The organism is uncultured Reyranella sp. (assembly GCF_945957355.1).
In the GTDB taxonomy this organism is placed as follows: domain Bacteria; phylum Pseudomonadota; class Alphaproteobacteria; order Reyranellales; family Reyranellaceae; genus Reyranella.
This window is the reverse complement of sequence record NZ_CAMFKM010000001.1, coordinates 567085-582382: the sequence shown is the minus strand read 5'-3', so window position 1 is coordinate 582382 and position 15298 is coordinate 567085. Positions and strand designations below refer to the sequence as shown.

18 protein-coding genes are annotated in these 15298 nt (G+C 67.1%); 5 read left to right on the top strand and 13 right to left on the bottom strand.

All coding sequences use genetic code 11. The features are described 5' to 3' along the window. Positions 1-25: 25 nt before the first annotated feature. From leuB to ffh, 9 genes are all read right to left on the bottom strand, one after another. On the bottom strand, positions 26-1144 hold the full coding sequence (leuB, locus tag Q0Q48_RS02840) for a 3-isopropylmalate dehydrogenase (RefSeq protein WP_295133605.1): 1119 nt from the start codon (positions 1142-1144) through the stop codon (positions 26-28). Positions 1145-1178: 34 nt separating this feature from the next. Beyond that, positions 1179-1793: a 3-isopropylmalate dehydratase small subunit gene (gene leuD / locus Q0Q48_RS02835; RefSeq protein WP_295133602.1), complete on the bottom strand. Its 615-nt coding sequence runs from the start codon at positions 1791-1793 to the stop codon at positions 1179-1181. 61 nt (positions 1794-1854) lie between these two features. Then, a complete protein-coding gene (locus Q0Q48_RS02830) occupies positions 1855-2349 on the bottom strand; it encodes an RDD family protein (protein ID WP_295133597.1) in 495 nt (164 codons plus the stop codon). 123 nt (positions 2350-2472) lie between these two features. Next, the gene (gene leuC, locus Q0Q48_RS02825) at positions 2473-3918 is read right to left on the bottom strand and encodes a 3-isopropylmalate dehydratase large subunit (RefSeq protein ID WP_295133595.1); all 1446 of its coding nucleotides are present in this window, start codon (positions 3916-3918) and stop codon (positions 2473-2475) included. A gap of 10 nt (positions 3919-3928) precedes the next feature. Continuing rightward, entirely contained in the window at positions 3929-4414 is a 486-nt protein-coding gene (gene rplS / locus Q0Q48_RS02820; protein WP_295133594.1) for a 50S ribosomal protein L19, read from the bottom strand. 16 nt (positions 4415-4430) lie between these two features. After that, entirely contained in the window at positions 4431-5150 is a 720-nt protein-coding gene (gene trmD, locus Q0Q48_RS02815; protein ID WP_295133592.1) for a tRNA (guanosine(37)-N1)-methyltransferase TrmD, read from the bottom strand. A 1-nt stretch (position 5151) separates the two neighbouring features. Next, the gene (gene rimM, locus Q0Q48_RS02810) at positions 5152-5691 is read right to left on the bottom strand and encodes a ribosome maturation factor RimM (protein WP_295133589.1); all 540 of its coding nucleotides are present in this window, start codon (positions 5689-5691) and stop codon (positions 5152-5154) included. A 16-nt stretch (positions 5692-5707) separates the two neighbouring features. Continuing rightward, positions 5708-6082: a 30S ribosomal protein S16 gene (gene rpsP, locus Q0Q48_RS02805; protein WP_295133586.1), complete on the bottom strand. Its 375-nt coding sequence runs from the start codon at positions 6080-6082 to the stop codon at positions 5708-5710. A gap of 65 nt (positions 6083-6147) precedes the next feature. After that, on the bottom strand, positions 6148-7560 hold the full coding sequence (gene ffh / locus Q0Q48_RS02800) for a signal recognition particle protein (RefSeq protein ID WP_295133583.1): 1413 nt from the start codon (positions 7558-7560) through the stop codon (positions 6148-6150). 146 nt (positions 7561-7706) lie between these two features. Between ffh and Q0Q48_RS02795 the strand changes: the two genes are divergently transcribed. Beyond that, positions 7707-8363 (top strand): type II CAAX endopeptidase family protein, encoded by a 657-nt coding sequence (locus Q0Q48_RS02795; protein ID WP_295133580.1) that lies wholly within the window; start codon positions 7707-7709, stop codon positions 8361-8363. A gap of 9 nt (positions 8364-8372) precedes the next feature. Here the strand turns inward: Q0Q48_RS02795 and Q0Q48_RS02790 are convergent, their stop codons facing one another. Further along, entirely contained in the window at positions 8373-8975 is a 603-nt protein-coding gene (locus tag Q0Q48_RS02790; RefSeq protein WP_295133577.1) for a 2-hydroxychromene-2-carboxylate isomerase, read from the bottom strand. Positions 8976-9046: 71 nt separating this feature from the next. Here Q0Q48_RS02790 and Q0Q48_RS02785 point away from each other — a divergent pair, with 71 nt between their 5' ends. Genes Q0Q48_RS02785 through Q0Q48_RS02770 form a run of 4 tightly spaced genes read left to right on the top strand, consistent with a single transcriptional unit; the run spans position 9047 to position 12632 of the window. After that, positions 9047-9946, top strand: a complete 900-nt coding sequence (locus tag Q0Q48_RS02785) for a hypothetical protein (RefSeq protein ID WP_295133574.1) — start codon at positions 9047-9049, stop codon at positions 9944-9946. Positions 9947-9952: 6 nt separating this feature from the next. Then, on the top strand, positions 9953-10801 hold the full coding sequence (dapF, locus tag Q0Q48_RS02780; RefSeq protein ID WP_295133571.1) for a diaminopimelate epimerase: 849 nt from the start codon (positions 9953-9955) through the stop codon (positions 10799-10801). Beyond that, the gene (ftsY, locus tag Q0Q48_RS02775) at positions 10798-12036 is read left to right on the top strand and encodes a signal recognition particle-docking protein FtsY (protein ID WP_295133568.1); all 1239 of its coding nucleotides are present in this window, start codon (positions 10798-10800) and stop codon (positions 12034-12036) included. Before dapF ends, ftsY begins: the two co-directional genes overlap by 4 nt. Beyond that, the gene (locus Q0Q48_RS02770; protein ID WP_295133565.1) at positions 12033-12632 is read left to right on the top strand and encodes a septation protein A; all 600 of its coding nucleotides are present in this window, start codon (positions 12033-12035) and stop codon (positions 12630-12632) included. The genes ftsY and Q0Q48_RS02770 overlap by 4 nt, the downstream gene beginning before the upstream one ends. A 15-nt stretch (positions 12633-12647) precedes the next feature. On the opposite strand, the gene Q0Q48_RS02765 is transcribed toward Q0Q48_RS02770, so the two are convergent. Genes Q0Q48_RS02765 through Q0Q48_RS02755 form a run of 3 tightly spaced genes read right to left on the bottom strand, consistent with a single transcriptional unit; the run spans position 12648 to position 15281 of the window. After that, positions 12648-13430, bottom strand: coding sequence for a DnaJ domain-containing protein (locus Q0Q48_RS02765; protein ID WP_295133562.1), 783 nt, complete (start codon positions 13428-13430; stop codon positions 12648-12650). 36 nt (positions 13431-13466) lie between these two features. Next, positions 13467-14066, bottom strand: a complete 600-nt coding sequence (locus Q0Q48_RS02760) for an NUDIX hydrolase (RefSeq protein WP_295133560.1) — start codon at positions 14064-14066, stop codon at positions 13467-13469. Between the two features lie 9 nt (positions 14067-14075). Next, positions 14076-15281, bottom strand: a complete 1206-nt coding sequence (locus Q0Q48_RS02755) for a phosphoglycerate kinase (RefSeq protein ID WP_295133557.1) — start codon at positions 15279-15281, stop codon at positions 14076-14078. Between the last annotated feature and the right edge of the window lie 17 nt (positions 15282-15298).

Sequence of the window (15298 nt, the reverse complement as noted above, 5' to 3'; positions counted from 1 at the left end):
TCCGCCGGGTTCGGCGGCTTCCCGATCAGCTCAGGCGGTCGAGTTCCTTGACGATGGCGTCGCCCATCTCCTGGGTGCCGACCTTCTTCACGCCGTCGGTGTTGCCCACCAGGAGATCGCCGGTGCGGTAGCCCGCCTTCAGCACGTTCTCGACAGCCAGTTCGACCATGTCGGCGTCCTTGCCGAGGTCGAACGAATAGCGAAGCATCATCGCGTAGCTGAGCGTCTGGGCGATCGGATTGGCCAGGCCCTTGCCCGCGATGTCGGGCGCGCTGCCGTGGATCGGCTCATAGAGCGCCTTGCGGCGGCCGGTCGCGTCGGGTGCGCCGAGCGAGGCCGAGGGCAGGAGGCCGAGCGATCCCGTCAGCATCGAGGCTTCGTCCGACAGGATGTCGCCGAACAGGTTGTCGGTGACGATCACGTCGAATTCCTTCGGCGCGCGCAGCAGCTGCATGGCGAGCGCGTCGGCATACATGTGGCTCAGCTGGACGTCGGAGTACTTCTCCTTGTGCAGCTTCGTCGCCTCCTCGCGCCACAGCACGCCGGTGTGCATGACGTTGGCCTTCTCCGAGGAGAGCACCTTGTTCTTGCGCTTGCGGGCCAGCTCGAAGGCGACGGCGCAGACGCGGCGGATCTCCGGGGCCGTATAGCGCTGCGTGTCGAAGGCCTCGACCTCGCCGGCGGCGTTGGTGTGGCGGCCGCGCGGTTCACCGAAATAGACGCCGCTGGTCAGCTCGCGGATGATCATGATGTCGAGGCCCTTGACGATCTCGGGCTTCAACGACGAGGCGTCGACCAGCGCGTCGAACACCTTGGCCGGGCGCAGGTTGGCGAAGAGGTCCATTTCCTTGCGCAGGCGCAGCAGGCCGCGCTCGGGCTTCTTGCTGAAGTCGGCGGTATCCCACTTCGGGCCGCCGACCGAGCCGAACAGCACGGCATCGGCCTCCAGCGCGGACTTCATGGCGTCGTCGCTCAGCGGCACGCCGTGCTTGTCGAGGGCGGCGCCGCCGACGAGGTCTTCCTTGATGTCGAAGCCGATCGCACGCTTCTTGCCCATCCAGGCAATGATCTTGCGGACTTCGTTCATCACCTCGGGGCCGATGCCGTCGCCGGGCAGCACGAGCAGATTGCGATTTGACGCCATTGTCTTGCTTCTCTTCAGATCGTTTTCGGTGTGATCAGGCGGCGCTGTGCAGCCAGGGCTGGGACTCGCTCTGGCGGCGCTCGAAGTCGTCGATCTCCGACTTCTTCTCCATGGTGAGGCCGATATCGTCGAGGCCTTCGATCAGGCACTTCTTGCGGAACGGATCGATGTCGAAATGGACGGTGCCGCCGTCCGGACCCTTGATCTCCTGCTTCTCGAGATCGATCTCGATGATGGCGTTGGAGCCGCGGCTGGCATCGTCCATCAGCTTGTCGACGATCTCCTTCGGCACCTTGATCGGCAGGATGCCGTTCTTGAAGCAGTTGTTGTAGAAGATGTCCGCGAAATCCTCGGAGATGATGCAGCGGATGCCGAAGTCGAGCAGCGCCCAGGGCGCATGCTCGCGGCTCGAGCCGCAGCCGAAGTTGGGGCCCGCCACGATGATCTTGGCGTTCTGGTAGGCCGGCTGGTCGAGGACGAAGTCCTTCTTCTGGCCGTCCGCCGTCCAGCGCATCTCGTAGAACAGGCCTTCCTTCAGGCCCGTGCGCTTGATGGTCTTCAGGAACTGCTTCGGAATGATCATGTCGGTGTCGACATTGACCATGGGCAGCGGCGCAGCGACGCCGCTCAGCGTCGTGAATTTTTCCATGAGACCTCCCGGAAAGGCCGGAATAAACGGGCTTTCCGGGCCGGGGTCAAGCCGTCCGATTCTACCGGGTCTTGATCACCAGGGTACTGGCGATCATGTCGTGCAGGCCGCGCTTGCGGTCGGTGAAGGCCACCATGATGTAGCCGATGCAGAAGATCATCCCGGAGAGGATCTTGGCGAAATACCGCCCCGTGGCATTCAGGAAGCTGATCCTCTTGCCGTCGTTGCTGACCACCCGCAGTCCCATCGCCATCTTGCCGACCGTGGCGCCGCGCTCGGAACTCTCCATCAGGGCGAAATAGAGCCAGAAGACGAGGATCGACAGCAGGTTCACCGTCGGGTCGAAATTCTCCGGATGCTCGAAGTCCATGTATTTGAGCCCGAAGACGGCGGTCACGACGCCCAGGACGAGACTGACCAGGATGGCGTCGATGATGTAGGCCACGACGCGGATCCAGAAGCCGCCGTATCCGACCGGTGCGGTGCCCACCGGCTGGGCGTCCCAGACGGGCGGCGGAGGGGGGGCGGCGGAACCTGAATTGGGGACGCTGGCCATGTGTCTCTCCCACATTCGTTGGTGAAAGCGAATGCTACATTGGCCATGAGCGTTCCCGACTGCAAATAGAAACGGGCGATGCCCTGCGGCATCGCCCGTCTTTCATCCGTCATGAGACGGCGTTTACTGGAAGTCGCGAACGTCCGCGAGCGTGCCCCGGATGGCGGCGGCGGCGGCCATGGCCGGGCTCACCAGGTGGGTGCGCCCGCCGCGGCCCTGACGGCCCTCGAAGTTGCGGTTCGAGGTCGAGGCGCAGCGCTGGCCGGGCTCGATGCGATCGGCGTTCATCGCCAGGCACATTGAGCAGCCCTGCAGGCGCCATTCGAAGCCGGCCTCGAGGAAGATCTTGTCGAGACCTTCCTTCTCGGCCTGGGCCTTCACCAGGCCGGAGCCCGGCACGACCATGGCCGACACGGTCGAGGCGACCTTGCGGCCGCGCGCGATCTCGGCGGCGGCGCGCAGGTCCTCGATGCGGCCGTTGGTGCACGAGCCGATGAACACGCGGTCGATCGGCACGTCGACGAGGCGCGTTCCCGGCGTCAGGCCCATATAGGCCAGCGACCGGGTCCAGGCCTCGCGGCGGTTCTCGTCCGGCGCATTGGCCGGGTCGGGAACGACGTCGGTGATCGGCAGCGCGTCCTGCGGGCTGGTGCCCCAGGTCACCATCGGCGGAATGTCCGAGGCGTTGAGGTCGAGCTGCACGTCGAAGTGCGCGCCCTTGTCCGACGGCAGGCGGCGCCACTGGCTGAGCGCCAGGTCCCATGCCCCGCCCTTCGGCGCGTAGGGACGACCCTGGAGATACTGGAAGGTCGTCTCGTCGGGCGCGATCAGGCCGGCGCGGGCGCCCGCTTCGATCGACATGTTGCAGACCGTCATGCGGCCTTCCATCGTGAGCTCACGGATGGCGCGGCCGGCATACTCGATGACGTAGCCGGTGCCGCCGGCGGTGCCGAGCTTGCCGATGATGGCGAGGATCACGTCCTTGGCCGTGACGCCGAGCGGCAGGCTGCCCTCGACCGACACGCGCATGTTCTTGGCCGGCTTCTGGATCAACGTCTGCGTGGCGAGCACGTGCTCGACCTCGGAGGTGCCGATGCCGAAGGCCAGCGCGCCGAACGCGCCGTGCGTCGAGGTGTGGCTGTCGCCGCACACGATCGTCATGCCGGGCAGGGTCAGGCCCTGCTCGGGGCCGATCACGTGCACGATGCCGCGGCGCGGATCGTTCAGGCCGAAGTAGGGCACATGGAAGTCGGCGACGTTCTTCTCGAGCGTCTCGACCTGGACGCGCGACTCCTCGTCCTCGATGCCTTGGCTGAAGTCCGTCGTCGGCGTGTTGTGGTCGGCGACCGCAATGGTGGCGTCGGGGCGGCGCACCGGCCGTCCCGCCATGCGCAGGCCCTCGAAAGCCTGCGGGCTCGTCACCTCGTGAACGAGGTGACGGTCGATGTAGATGACACAGGTCCCGTCGTCCTGGCGATGGACGACGTGGCTGTCCCAGATCTTCTCGAACAGGGTCCGCGGTGGCGGCGGCGGGGCCGGCTCAGTGGCCGACTTCTTGCGGAACGCCATGCTGCGCCTGCTACTTCTTTCCGCCGCCCTTGGCGGCGCGGACGTTCTTCTCTTCCTTGGGCTTTTCCTTCTTGAGCTTCTCGCGGCGCGGACGCTTCAGAGCCTCCTCCGCCTGCTGGGCGAGCAGCTCGCGCTGGGCCTCCGTGTCCTCGGCAATGCGGCTCGCCTTGCCGCGCAGTTCGCGCAGGTAGTAGAGCTTGGCGCGGCGCACGACGCCCTTGCGGACGACCTCGATTTCCCAGATGGTCGGGCTGTAGAGCGGGAACACGCGCTCGACGCCTTCGTTGAAGCTGATCTTGCGCACTGTGAACGAGGAGTTCACGCCGGCGTTCTTGCGGCCGATGCACAGGCCTTCGTAGACCTGAAGGCGCTCGCGGTTACCTTCCTGCACCTTGACGTGCACCTTGAGCGTGTCGCCCGACTCGAAATACGGAACGGGCCGCTCTTCCTGCACCTTGTCGATCGTCGTCTGGCCGATCGCGTCGAGAATGTTCATCGCATCCATCCTTTCGTCACTTCTCATCGTTTCCAACTGCGGTCCGGCGACGGGCCCATAGATCGGGCCGCCGCCTCCGCGTGATCTCTTCCCGCTGCTTCATCCGCCACTCGGCGACCTTGCCGTGGTGACCCGAGAGCAGAACCTCCGGCACGCGCCGCTCGATTCCGTCGGGCCCCGCCCAGGTCGCGGGCCGGGTGTAGTGCGGGTACTCCAACAATCCGTCCTCGAAACTCTCCTCGTTCGCCGAGTCCGCCGCGCCCATCACCCCGGGCAGCAGCCGTACACAGCAATCCATCATCGCCATGGCCGCGATCTCGCCGCCCGAAAGCACGAAATCGCCGACCGATATCTCCTCCAGCGCCTGGGCCTCGATGACCCTCTCGTCGACGCCCTCGAACCGCCCGCACACCAGCAACACGCCCGGCCCCGCCGCCAGCTCCCGCCCGCGCGCCTGACTGAACGGCGCGCCCCTTGGCGAAAGCAGGACCTTCGGCACTCCCGGCATGGCGACCGCCTCGATCGCCGCCGACAGCACGTCGGGCTTCAACACCATGCCGGCGCCGCCCCCGAACGGTGCATCGTCCACCGTACGATGGCGGTCCCCGGCGAACCGCCTGATGTCGACGGCCTCCAGCGACCACACGCCTTCCTTCAACGCCCGGCCGGCCAGGCTCTCGCCCAGCGGGCCCGGAAACATCTCCGGGAAAAGCGTCAGCGCGGTCGCGCGCCACACGTTAGTCCTCCGCCTCCTTCGCCGGCCCACCCGTCAGCAATCCTGCCGGCGGATCGACCGTAACCTTGCCGCCCTCGACGTCGATCTCGGGCACCGCCGCGTCGGTGAAGGGCAGCATCACCGAATGCCTCGATGCGCTGCCTCCCGACACTTCCATCGTCCGTCCGGCGCCGAAATCGTGGAAGGCCATGACCTTCCCCCAATCCCGGCCCTCCCGGTCGAACGCGGCGAGCCCGATCAGGTCCGCCTCGTACCACTCCCGCTCGGCGGTCTCCGGCAGGCGGTCGCGCTCCACATAGAGCCGCAAACCGCGAACTGCCTCGGCCGCCGTGCGATCGGCTACGCCCTCGATCCGGGCCAGGACCGCGCCCTTTACGGAGCTCAGCGCCTCGACCCGGTACTCTTTCGTTCCCTTCTCGTCCGACAGCGCGCCGTAGGAGGCGATTGCCATCGGGTCCTCGGTGAAGCTCCTGATGCGCACCAGTCCGCGGACCCCGTGGGGCGCCGCAACGACGCCCAGCAGAACGCGACCCTTGCTCATCGAAGCAGCCACCCGATCAGGTGGCCGCGGCTTCCTCGGCGGCCGGCGCAGCGGCAGCGGCCGCAGCAGCCTCGGCCTTCATGCGCTCCTGCGCCTTGGCGCGCGGCTGGGACTTCTTGGTCTGCTCGCGGCGCTCGCGCGGCTTCATCAGCTCAGCCTGCGACAGGAACTTGGCGACGCGGTCGGACGGCTGCGCGCCGACCTTCAGCCAGTGCGCGATGCGCTCCTTGTCGAGCGTCAGGCGCTGGGCATGGTCGCGCGGCAGCAGCGGGTTGTAGGTGCCGAGCTTCTCGATGAAGCGGCCATCGCGCGGGCTGCGCGAATCGGCCACGACGATGTGGAAGAACGGACGCTTCTTGGCACCGTGCCGGGTCATGCGGATTGCGATCATTCTCTCAAGTCCTCTCTCTATCTTTCGATTTCGATACGTCTGATGTGTCTAACTTCGTCGAATATTCAGCGCGGAAAGCCGGGCGGGCCGCCCATGCCGCCCATACCACCCAGGCTGCGCATGAATCCCTTCTCGCCGAGCTTGTTCACCCGCTTCATCATCTTGAGCATGTCGGCGTGCTGCTTGAGCAGCTTGTTGACGTCCTGCACCTGCACGCCCGAACCCTTGGCGATGCGCTTCTTGCGCGAGGCGTGGATCAGGTCGGGGTTGCGCCGTTCCTTCGGCGTCATCGACAGGATGACGGCCTCCTGGCGCTTCAGCTGACCCTCGTCGATCTTGGCCTTGGACATCGCGGCCTTGGCCTGCATGGCGCCCGGCAGCATGCCCATCAGTCCGGACAGCCCGCCCATCTTGCGCAGCTGGCGCAGCTGGTTGAGCAGGTCGTCCATGTCGAACTGGCCCTTGCGGACCTTGGCGGCCAGCTTCTCGGCGTCTTCCTTGTCGATCGTCTCGGCGGCGCGCTCGACCAGCGAGACGATGTCGCCCATGCCGAGGATGCGCGAGGCGATGCGGTCGGGATGGAACGGCTCCAGCGCGTCGAACTTCTCGCCGACGCCGATCAGCTTGACCGGGCGGCCGGTGACGGCTCGCATCGAGAGCGCCGCGCCACCGCGCGCATCGCCGTCGACGCGGGTCAGCACGATGCCGGTGACGGCCAGCCGGTCGTTGAACGCCTTGGCCACGTTCACGGCGTCCTGGCCGGTCATGGCGTCGGCGACGAGCAGCGTCTCCTTGGGCTTGGCGAGGTCGCTGATGTCGGCGACCTCCTTCATCAGCTCTTCGTCGATCGAGAGCCGGCCCGCCGTGTCGAGGATGAGGACGTCGAAGCCCTCGCGCTTGGCCGTCTCGAGGGCGCGCCGGGTGATGGCGAGCGGCATCTCGAGCGGGACGATGGGCAGGGTCGGAACGCCGGTCTGCTCGCCCAGCACCTTGAGCTGGTGCTGCGCCGCCGGGCGGCGCGTGTCGAGCGAGGCCATCATGACCTTGCGCCGGGTCGAGAAGGTGCCGCCGAACATTTCGGCCGCCATGCCCTGCGGGCCCTGGCTCAGGCGATAGGCGATCTTGGCCGAGGAGGTGGTCTTGCCCGAGCCCTGCAGGCCGACCATCAGGATGACGACCGGCGGGATGGCGCCCAGGTCGAGGTCGGCGACGGTGCCGCCCAGCATCTCGACCAGGTGGTCGTTGACGATCTTGATGACCATCTGGCCCGGCGTGACCGAGCGGATGACATCGGCGCCGATCGCCTTGGGCCGGACCTCTTCGATGAACTGGCGGACGACCGGCAGGGCGACATCGGCTTCGAGCAGGGCGGTGCGGACCTCGCGCAGGGCCGCGTCGACATCGGCCTCGGAAAGCGCGCCGCGCCCCCTCAGCTTGTCGAATACGTCACCAAGACGCTTGCTAAGACCCTCGAACATCGTGCTCCCGTTCGCTCAAAGACGTATCGCGCCGATGCGCGAACCTTCGCGGATCAGCGGAGCTCCCCGAAGGGGGAACCTTGTAAATCGGCACGACCGATTGAGCCGGCGGGGTATAAAGCCTGCCGCATCAGGAGTCAAAACGCTTGGGCGAACCGGCTAACCCATTGAACGACAACGATTCGCCGCGCCTTCCGGGCTGGTCGGTGCTGACCTTCGTGGTCGTCGCGCCGCTGATCGGGCTGCTGGTTTTCTGGCTTTTGCCCGAACGAAGCAATCTTTTGGTACTCAGCGCCTTCTTCGGCATCTGCCTGCTGGGCCTCGTGATCTCGGTCGTGCCGCTCGGCCGGAAGGCACCGGCCGCCCTGGGTTTGCGGCCGGTCGGCTGGCGTCCGATCGTGTTCGCGGTGCTGGGCACCACGGTCCTGTCCTTCGTCGTCAGCCAGCTCGGCCCCCAGCCCGAGGGGGTACGGCAGGTCACCGAGGGCATCCAGGGTGTCCAGGCGCTCCAGACCCTGGCCGTCCTGGGCCTGCTGGCGCCGATCACGGAAGAACTGGTCTTCCGCGGCCTGCTCTATGGCTGGCTGGCCGGGCGCTGGAGCAACCTCGTCGCCTTCGTGCTGAGTTCGCTGGCCTTTGCCGCCGCCCATACCGAGCCCCTGCACATTCTCCTGGTGCTGCCGCTGGGCTTCTGGTTCGGCTGGCTACGCTGGCGCACCGGCTCGCTGATCCCGACGATCGTGGCGCACATCATCAACAACACGATCGCGGTGGCGGCGGCGGTATTTCTCGGCGGGGCCTAATCCGGAAGATCAGGACGCGAGCTTGCGCTCGACGAAATCGAGCCGGTCCTGGCCCCAGAAGATCTCGCCGTCGATGACGTAGGAGGGCGCGCCGAACACGCCCTGCGAAATCGCGTGCCTGGTGTAGGCCTCGCGCTTCTCGGCAATGCCCGGCGCCTCACTGGCCTTCAGGATCGCGGCGCCGTCGAGGCCGCAGCCGTCGATGATCGCCTGGAGCGTCGCGGTGTCGCCGGTGTTCTTCTCCTCGGCCCACAGGCCGGTCAGCACCGCGTGCGCGACCTTGATCGCGTCCGCCATGCGGCCCTCTTCGCGCAGCGCGATGACGCACTTGGCGGCCGGCACCTCGTTGGCCGGGAAGAATTTGGGCTCCAGCGTTGTCTTCACGCCGAGATGGTCGCGCCAGCGCTTCAGCTCCATCATGCGATAGGCCTGTCGCTGCGGGGCGCGCTTGGGCAGGGGCAGGCCGCCCGAAACCGCGAAGACCGAGCCGAAATCGACCGGCCAGATCGTGACCGTCGCGCCGTGCTTCTTCGCCATGGCGTCGAAGCGCGCGGTCCCGAGATAGGTCCACGGCGAATTCAGCGAAACGTAGTAGTCGACATGCTTGCCCATGAGTTCCCCCAGGGAGGCGTTCGTTGGCGCGGACTGTGGCGCAAAGCCTGTCGATACGCCATCTTCGTGGCGTGACCGAAACCGCTGCTTCCGAACGGGCCATTGCCATCACCGGCGGCGATGCCGCCTATTTCGACCTGATGCGCGACTGCATCGCCTCGCTGCAGGCGACGGAGGAGGGCCGCGGGCTGGCGCTGGGTGTCCTCGATTGCGGGCTGACGGAGGATCAGCGGGCCTGGTGTGTCGCGCGCGGCGCCACCCTGGTGGTGCCGCAATGGGACTTCGAGTTTCCCGGCCGCGAAACATTGAAGGATGGCTACAAGGCGCTGACGGCCCGGCCGTTCCTGCCGCGCTACTTTCCGGGCTTCGACCTCTATCTCTGGATCGACGGCGACTGCTGGGTGCAGCAGGGCGACGCGGTCGCCCTGTTCCTCGCCGCCGCGCGGACGGGGGCGCTGGCCGTCGCACCGGAGATCCACCGCTCGATGCGGCATTACCGCCATGCCTGGCAGGAATTCTCGTCGATAAACGGTGCCGCGTTCGAAGCCGCCTTCGGCCGGGAGGTGGCCGAACGTCTGATCCGCTACCCGCTGATCAATGCCGGCGTCTTCGCCCTCGCGGCCGATGCGCCCCACTGGCAGGGCTGGGCCGGGCTGCTGGGCGACGCCCTGCAGCGCTCCACCGACATGACCGACCAGGTCGCGCTCAACGTGCTGGTGTACGACCGGGGCTTCGCCTGCGAACCGCTGCCCAGCCGCTGCAACTGGCCCGTCCATCACGCCACGCCGGCCTGGGACGCCGGCCGCGGCCTGTTCGTCGAGCCGGCCATGCCCTACGAGCCGCTCGGCATCCTGCATCTCACGATCTACACCAAGCGCTTGCCGACGCTCGATGTGCGCGAGATCGGCGGGCCGCAGGCCGGCCAGGTCCAGGCACGCTCGTTGCGCTGGCCGGGCCGAACCGCCATATAGCGCCGCATGGCCGGAACGCCGTTCCTCAAGATGCACGGGCTGGGCAACGACTTCGTCGTGCTCGATGCGCGTAGCGCTGCCCTCGATCTCACGGTGCCGCGCCGGCGCGCCATCGCCGACCGCCGGCTGGGCGTCGGCTGCGACCAGCTCATCGTGCTGGAGCCGCCGACCGAGCGCGATGCCGACGTCTTCATGCGCATCTACAATCCCGACGGGTCGGAGGCCCAGGCCTGCGGCAATGCCACGCGCTGCGTCGCCTCGGTGGTGATGGATGAGCTCAAGGCCGACGACGCGACGATCCAGACGGTCGCCGGCCTGCTCGAGTCGCAGAAGGTCGGAAGCGGCGCCAACGGGCTGCCGGTGATCTCCGTCGACATGGGGCTGGTGCGCATGGACTGGCGTGAGATTCCTGTCGCGAGCGCCTGCGACACCAATCACATGCCGGTCGGTCTGGGCCCCTTGCAGGATCCGGTCGGCACCAATGTCGGCAATCCGCACGCGACCTTCTTCGTCGACGATCTCGCATCGATCCCGATCACCGAGCTGGGGCCCAGGCTCGAGCACGATCCGTTCTTTCCCGAGCGGGTCAATGTCGGCGTTGCGCAGATCATCGGGAAGAACAAGTTGAGGCTGAGTGTCTGGGAACGCGGCGCGGGCCTGACGCTTGCCTGCGGCTCGGGCGCCTGCGCGGCCGGCGTTGCCGCCGCGCGGCGGGGCCTGACGGATCGCAAGGTCGATGTCGTCGTCGAGCATGGCACGCTCACCATCGAGTGGCTGCGCGACGACCATGTGTCGATGACCGGCGGCATCGCGGTCGCCTACAGGGGCGAACTCGACCGTTCGTTGCTCGCATGAGTGATACCGGCGAGCCGCAGAAAAAGGGCTGGTTCAGCCGGTTTCTCCGGGGGACTCCGGCGGCCGAAACGCCCAGGCCGGCCGAGCCCGAGGCCGGGAAGCCCGAAGCGGTCGAGCCCGCCGTCGCCCCCGAGCCCGAAATGCCGGCCGCCCCGCCGCCGGTGGAATCGGCCCCTGAGCCGGTGGAGACCGCTCCGGAGCACGAGCCCGCCGCCGTCGAGACGGTGATCGTGGCCGAAGCGGTGGTCGAGACGGAACCCGAAGTCGAGACACAAACGGTCGAGACACAGGCGGTCGAGGCGCCCGCGGTCGAGAAGAAGGGCTGGCTGTCGCGTCTGCGCGAAGGCCTGTCCAAGTCGACGAAGAAGGTCGCCGAGAGCATCACCAGCCTCTTCACCAAGAAGAAGCTCGACCAGCAGACACTCGACGATCTGGAGGACGTGCTGATCCAGGCCGACCTCGGCGTGACCGTCGCCAGCCGGCTCGTCGGCAAGTTGAGCAAGGAACGCTTCGGCAAGGAAGTCACCGACGAGGAGGTGCGCGCGGCCTTCGCCGACGACATCGCCGAGATCCTGCAACCCGTCGCCGTGCCGCTCACCATCGACGCCGCGCGCAAGCCGCATGTCGTGCTGGTGGTCGGCGTGAACGGCAGCGGCAAGACCACGACCATCGCCAAGCTCGCCGGCCTCTACAAGGGCGAGGGCCGCTCGGTGATGCTCGCTGCGGGCGACACGTTCCGCGCCGCCGCCGTGGAGCAGCTCAAGGTCTGGGGCGACCGCGCCGGCGTGCCGGTGGTGTCGAAGCAGACGGGCGCCGATGCGGCGGGCCTCGCCTACGAGGCGCTGGAGCGGGCGCGCGCCGAGAAGACAGACGTGCTGCTGATCGATACGGCGGGCCGCCTGCACAACAAGACCAACCTGATGGAAGAGCTCGCCAAGATCGTGCGCGTCATCCGCAAGCTCGACCCCGAGGCGCCGCATTCCTGCCTGCTGGTGCTCGACGCCACCACGGGCCAGAACGCGCATGCCCAGGTCGAGACCTTCCGGACCATGTCGCCGGTCGACGCGCTGGTCCTCACCAAGCTCGACGGCAGTGCCAAGGGCGGCGTGCTGGTGGCGCTGGCTGAGAAGTTCAAGCTGCCGGTCGTCGCCATCGGCGTCGGCGAAGGCATCGACGATCTCCGGCCCTTCGAGGCAAGGGCCTTTGCACGCGGATTGATGGGATTGCCGGTATGAGCACGGAGCGGAGCGGCGACGACAACGGCATGCGCCGGCTCTACGCCACGGCGCTGGAACTGGGGCCGCTGGTCCTGTTCTTCGTCGCCAACGGGCGCTGGGGCATCTACTGGGGCACCGGCGTCTTCATCGTCGCCACCGCGATCGCGCTGCCCTGCTACCGCTGGCTGGAGAAACGCTGGCCGGTCATGCCGCTGGTCGGCGGCTTCTTCGTGCTGGTGTTCGGCGGCCTCACCATCTGGCTGCAGGACGATACCTTCATCAAGCTGAAGCCCACGATCGTGAACTGCCTGTTCGCCGTGATCCTGGGCGGTGGGCTCATCCTGTTCAAGAAGCCGCTGCTGAAGCCGCTGTTCGGCGCAGCCTTTCGGCTGACCGACGAGGGCTGGTACCAGCTCACGATGCGCTGGACGGTCTTCTTCCTCGTGCTGGCGATCGTCAACGAAGTGATGTGGCGCAACTTCCCGACCGATACGTGGATCGCCAGCAAGATGTTCCTCAGCTTTCCGCTGACGATGGTCTTCGCCTTCCTGCAGATCCCGCTGCTCAGGCGCTACTGGGACGGCGACGACAATCCCTTCGCCCGCGGCGGCTGAGGCGCGGCACGCCGCCTATATGATCTTCGCGTAGGCGAGCACGATCAGGCCGATCGAGAAGAGGGCGGCCAGCGTCGCCCAGTCGACGCTGGTGAGCGTGAAGCCTCCCCGGTTGCCATTGCCCGCCGGCCGTTGCCGCGTGGCCACGCGGTCTTTCCACTGCGTCACATGCTTCACGGTCTCGATGAAGCGGGCGGTCTCGGTGGGTCGCGGCGAGCCCAGGAACTTGATGGCCTGGTTGATCTCGAGGGCGACGTCGCGGCGATTCCGCCGCAGCGCCTCGACGGCGAACGCCTGCACGTCGGGATTGGATCCGAAATAGCGTTCGAGGAACTGATGCCTGAGGGTGTCGGCCAGCTCGTCTGCTTCCGGTGCCACCTTCGTCTCGACGAGCGTGACCTGGAAGGTGAGCGCCAGCGCCGAAGACAGTTCCGCGAGTTCCCGGCGAGCCCGCTCCGCCTCCGGATAGTATCTCGCGATGTAATACCAGGCCGCGTCGAGCTGCTCGTCCGCCATCTCCTGCCCGTCGTCGGTCGGGCGGGCATCGTCGTCGAAATCGTCGGATGACGCGCCGCGATTCTCGCGAAGCCGGTCGTACTCGGCGCGCGAATCGGCATTCCCCAGGATCTCGTAGGCCTCGATGATGCGCCGGGTCATCCGGTCGGCATCCACCTTGTCGCCGTCCTGCAGGTCCGGATGATGCTTCTTGAGCAGCGCCCGGTATACGGCTGCCAGCGCGCCCTGGTCGATCGAGGGCAGGACGCCGAGTATCGTGTAGTAGTCGGTTTCGCTGTTCATCCGGCCCTCTCGGGTCGCCGCTCGACTCCCGGACGACTAGACGCCGGCCGGCTTGCGCGGTGGCCACATGCGGGCGAGGTCGCCGGTGGGATTGGAGTAGGTCGAGAAGTCGGCCTTGTCGCGTGATTCGTGGAAGTGTGCGAGCGCCCAGACCACGGTCGGGAAGGCGAGCTGGTCCCACGGTATGTCGGCCCAGTCGACCAACGCCACTTCCTCGCTTTCGACGCCACAGGCGATCTCGGGCGTGACCAGCCGGGCGCGGTACATGATCTGCACCTGGCCGATGCGGGCGACGCTGTACATGGCGAGCAGCCGGTCGATCTCGATGGTGGCGCAGGCCTCTTCCAGCGCCTCGCGCTGGGCCGCCTGCTCGGTGGTTTCGCCCAGTTCCATGTAGCCGGCCGGCAGGGTCCAGAAACCCTTGCGCGGCTCGATGGCGCGCTTGGCCAGCAGGATCTTGTCTTCCCACGTGCAGACGGCGCCGGCGACGACCTTGGGGTTCTGGTAGTGGATGAACTCGCAGCGGCCGCAGACCAGCCGCTCGCGATTGTCGCCGTCGGGGACCCGCTTCTCGAAATGTTCGGGCGGATCCCACGGCAGGCGCGGGCGATCGGGTTGGGTCGGCGGGGCGCTCATGCGCCGACGCTACGCCGCCCGTATCAGCGCCGCAACGCCCGGCAGGGTCTTGCCTTCCATCCATTCGAGGAAGGCGCCGCCTGCCGTCGAGACATAGGAGAATTTCTCCTCGACACCGGCCGCGGCGAGGGCCGCCACCGTGTCGCCGCCGCCGGCCACCGACAGGAGCTTGCCCATGCCGGTGAGCCGCGCCACGTCATGGGCGATTGCCACCGTACCCGTGTCGAACGGCTTGATCTCGAAGGCGCCGAGCGGCCCGTTCCATACGACCGTCGAGCACTCGGCCAGCTCCTGCTGGTAGAGCGCGATCGACTTCGGTCCGACATCAAGGATCATCTTGTCGTCGGGGCACGCGTCCGCGTCGACCACGACATGCGGGGAGTCGGCCTTGAACTCGTCCGCCGCCATGACGTCGACCGGCAGCAGCACCTTGCATTTCGCGGCCTTGGCCTTTTCCAGGATCTCGAGCGCGGTGGCGGCGAGATCCTTCTCGCACAGCGACTTGCCGACCCTGATCCCCTGCGCATGCATGAAGGTGTTCGCCATGCCGCCGCCGATGATCAGCTTGTCGACCTTGCCGACCAGGTTGCCCAGCAGGTCGAGCTTGGTCGAGACCTTGGCGCCGCCGACGATGGCGCAGACCGGACGCTTCGGGTTGCCCAGCGCCTTGTCGAGCGCCTCGAGCTCCTCCTGCATCAGGCGGCCCGCCAATGCCGGCAGGCGATTAGCGAGGCCCTCGGTCGAGGCATGCGCGCGGTGCGCGGTCGAGAAGGCATCGTTCACGTAGACGTCGCCCAGCAGCGAGAGCTTGTCGATGAAGCCCGCCTCGTTCTTCTCCTCCTCCTTGTGGAAGCGGAGGTTCTCGAGCAGCAGCACGTCGCCCGGCTTCATGTTGCGCACGGCATCCTCGGCCAGTGGGCCGACGCAATCCTCGGCGAAGGCGACCGGCTTGCCGAGCGCCTTCTCCAGCGGCTCGACCAGGGGCCGCAGCGTCATCTCCGGCACGCGCTTGCCGTCGGGGCGGCCGAAATGGCTGAGCACGATCACCTTCGCGCCCTTGGAGGCCAGCTCCTTGATCGTGGGCGCCGCGCGCTCGATGCGCGTCGCGTCGGTCACCACGCCCTTCTTCATCGGCACGTTGAGGTCGACGCGCACCAGCACCCGCTTGCCGGACACGTCGGCGGAATCGATGGTCTTGAAGGTCGTCTGCGGCATGATCTCTCTCTTGTCTG

Coding starts and splice junctions, on each gene's coding strand:
- leuB (WP_295133605.1), bottom strand. CDS start 1,144: ATGGCGTCAAATCGCAATCTGCTCGTGCTGCCCGGCGACGGCATCGGC.
- leuD (WP_295133602.1), bottom strand. CDS start 1,793: ATGGAAAAATTCACGACGCTGAGCGGCGTCGCTGCGCCGCTGCCCATG.
- Q0Q48_RS02830 (WP_295133597.1), bottom strand. CDS start 2,349: ATGGCCAGCGTCCCCAATTCAGGTTCCGCCGCCCCCCCTCCGCCGCCC.
- leuC (WP_295133595.1), bottom strand. CDS start 3,918: ATGGCGTTCCGCAAGAAGTCGGCCACTGAGCCGGCCCCGCCGCCGCCA.
- rplS (WP_295133594.1), bottom strand. CDS start 4,414: ATGAACATTCTCGACGCGATCGGCCAGACGACGATCGACAAGGTGCAG.
- rimM (WP_295133589.1), bottom strand. CDS start 5,691: ATGAGCAAGGGTCGCGTTCTGCTGGGCGTCGTTGCGGCGCCCCACGGG.
- rpsP (WP_295133586.1), bottom strand. CDS start 6,082: ATGATCGCAATCCGCATGACCCGGCACGGTGCCAAGAAGCGTCCGTTC.
- ffh (WP_295133583.1), bottom strand. CDS start 7,560: ATGTTCGAGGGTCTTAGCAAGCGTCTTGGTGACGTATTCGACAAGCTG.
- Q0Q48_RS02790 (WP_295133577.1), bottom strand. CDS start 8,975: ATGGGCAAGCATGTCGACTACTACGTTTCGCTGAATTCGCCGTGGACC.
- dapF (WP_295133571.1), top strand. CDS start 9,953: ATGGCCGGAACGCCGTTCCTCAAGATGCACGGGCTGGGCAACGACTTC.
- ftsY (WP_295133568.1), top strand. CDS start 10,798: ATGAGTGATACCGGCGAGCCGCAGAAAAAGGGCTGGTTCAGCCGGTTT.
- Q0Q48_RS02770 (WP_295133565.1), top strand. CDS start 12,033: ATGAGCACGGAGCGGAGCGGCGACGACAACGGCATGCGCCGGCTCTAC.
- Q0Q48_RS02765 (WP_295133562.1), bottom strand. CDS start 13,430: ATGAACAGCGAAACCGACTACTACACGATACTCGGCGTCCTGCCCTCG.
- Q0Q48_RS02760 (WP_295133560.1), bottom strand. CDS start 14,066: ATGAGCGCCCCGCCGACCCAACCCGATCGCCCGCGCCTGCCGTGGGAT.
- Q0Q48_RS02755 (WP_295133557.1), bottom strand. CDS start 15,281: ATGCCGCAGACGACCTTCAAGACCATCGATTCCGCCGACGTGTCCGGC.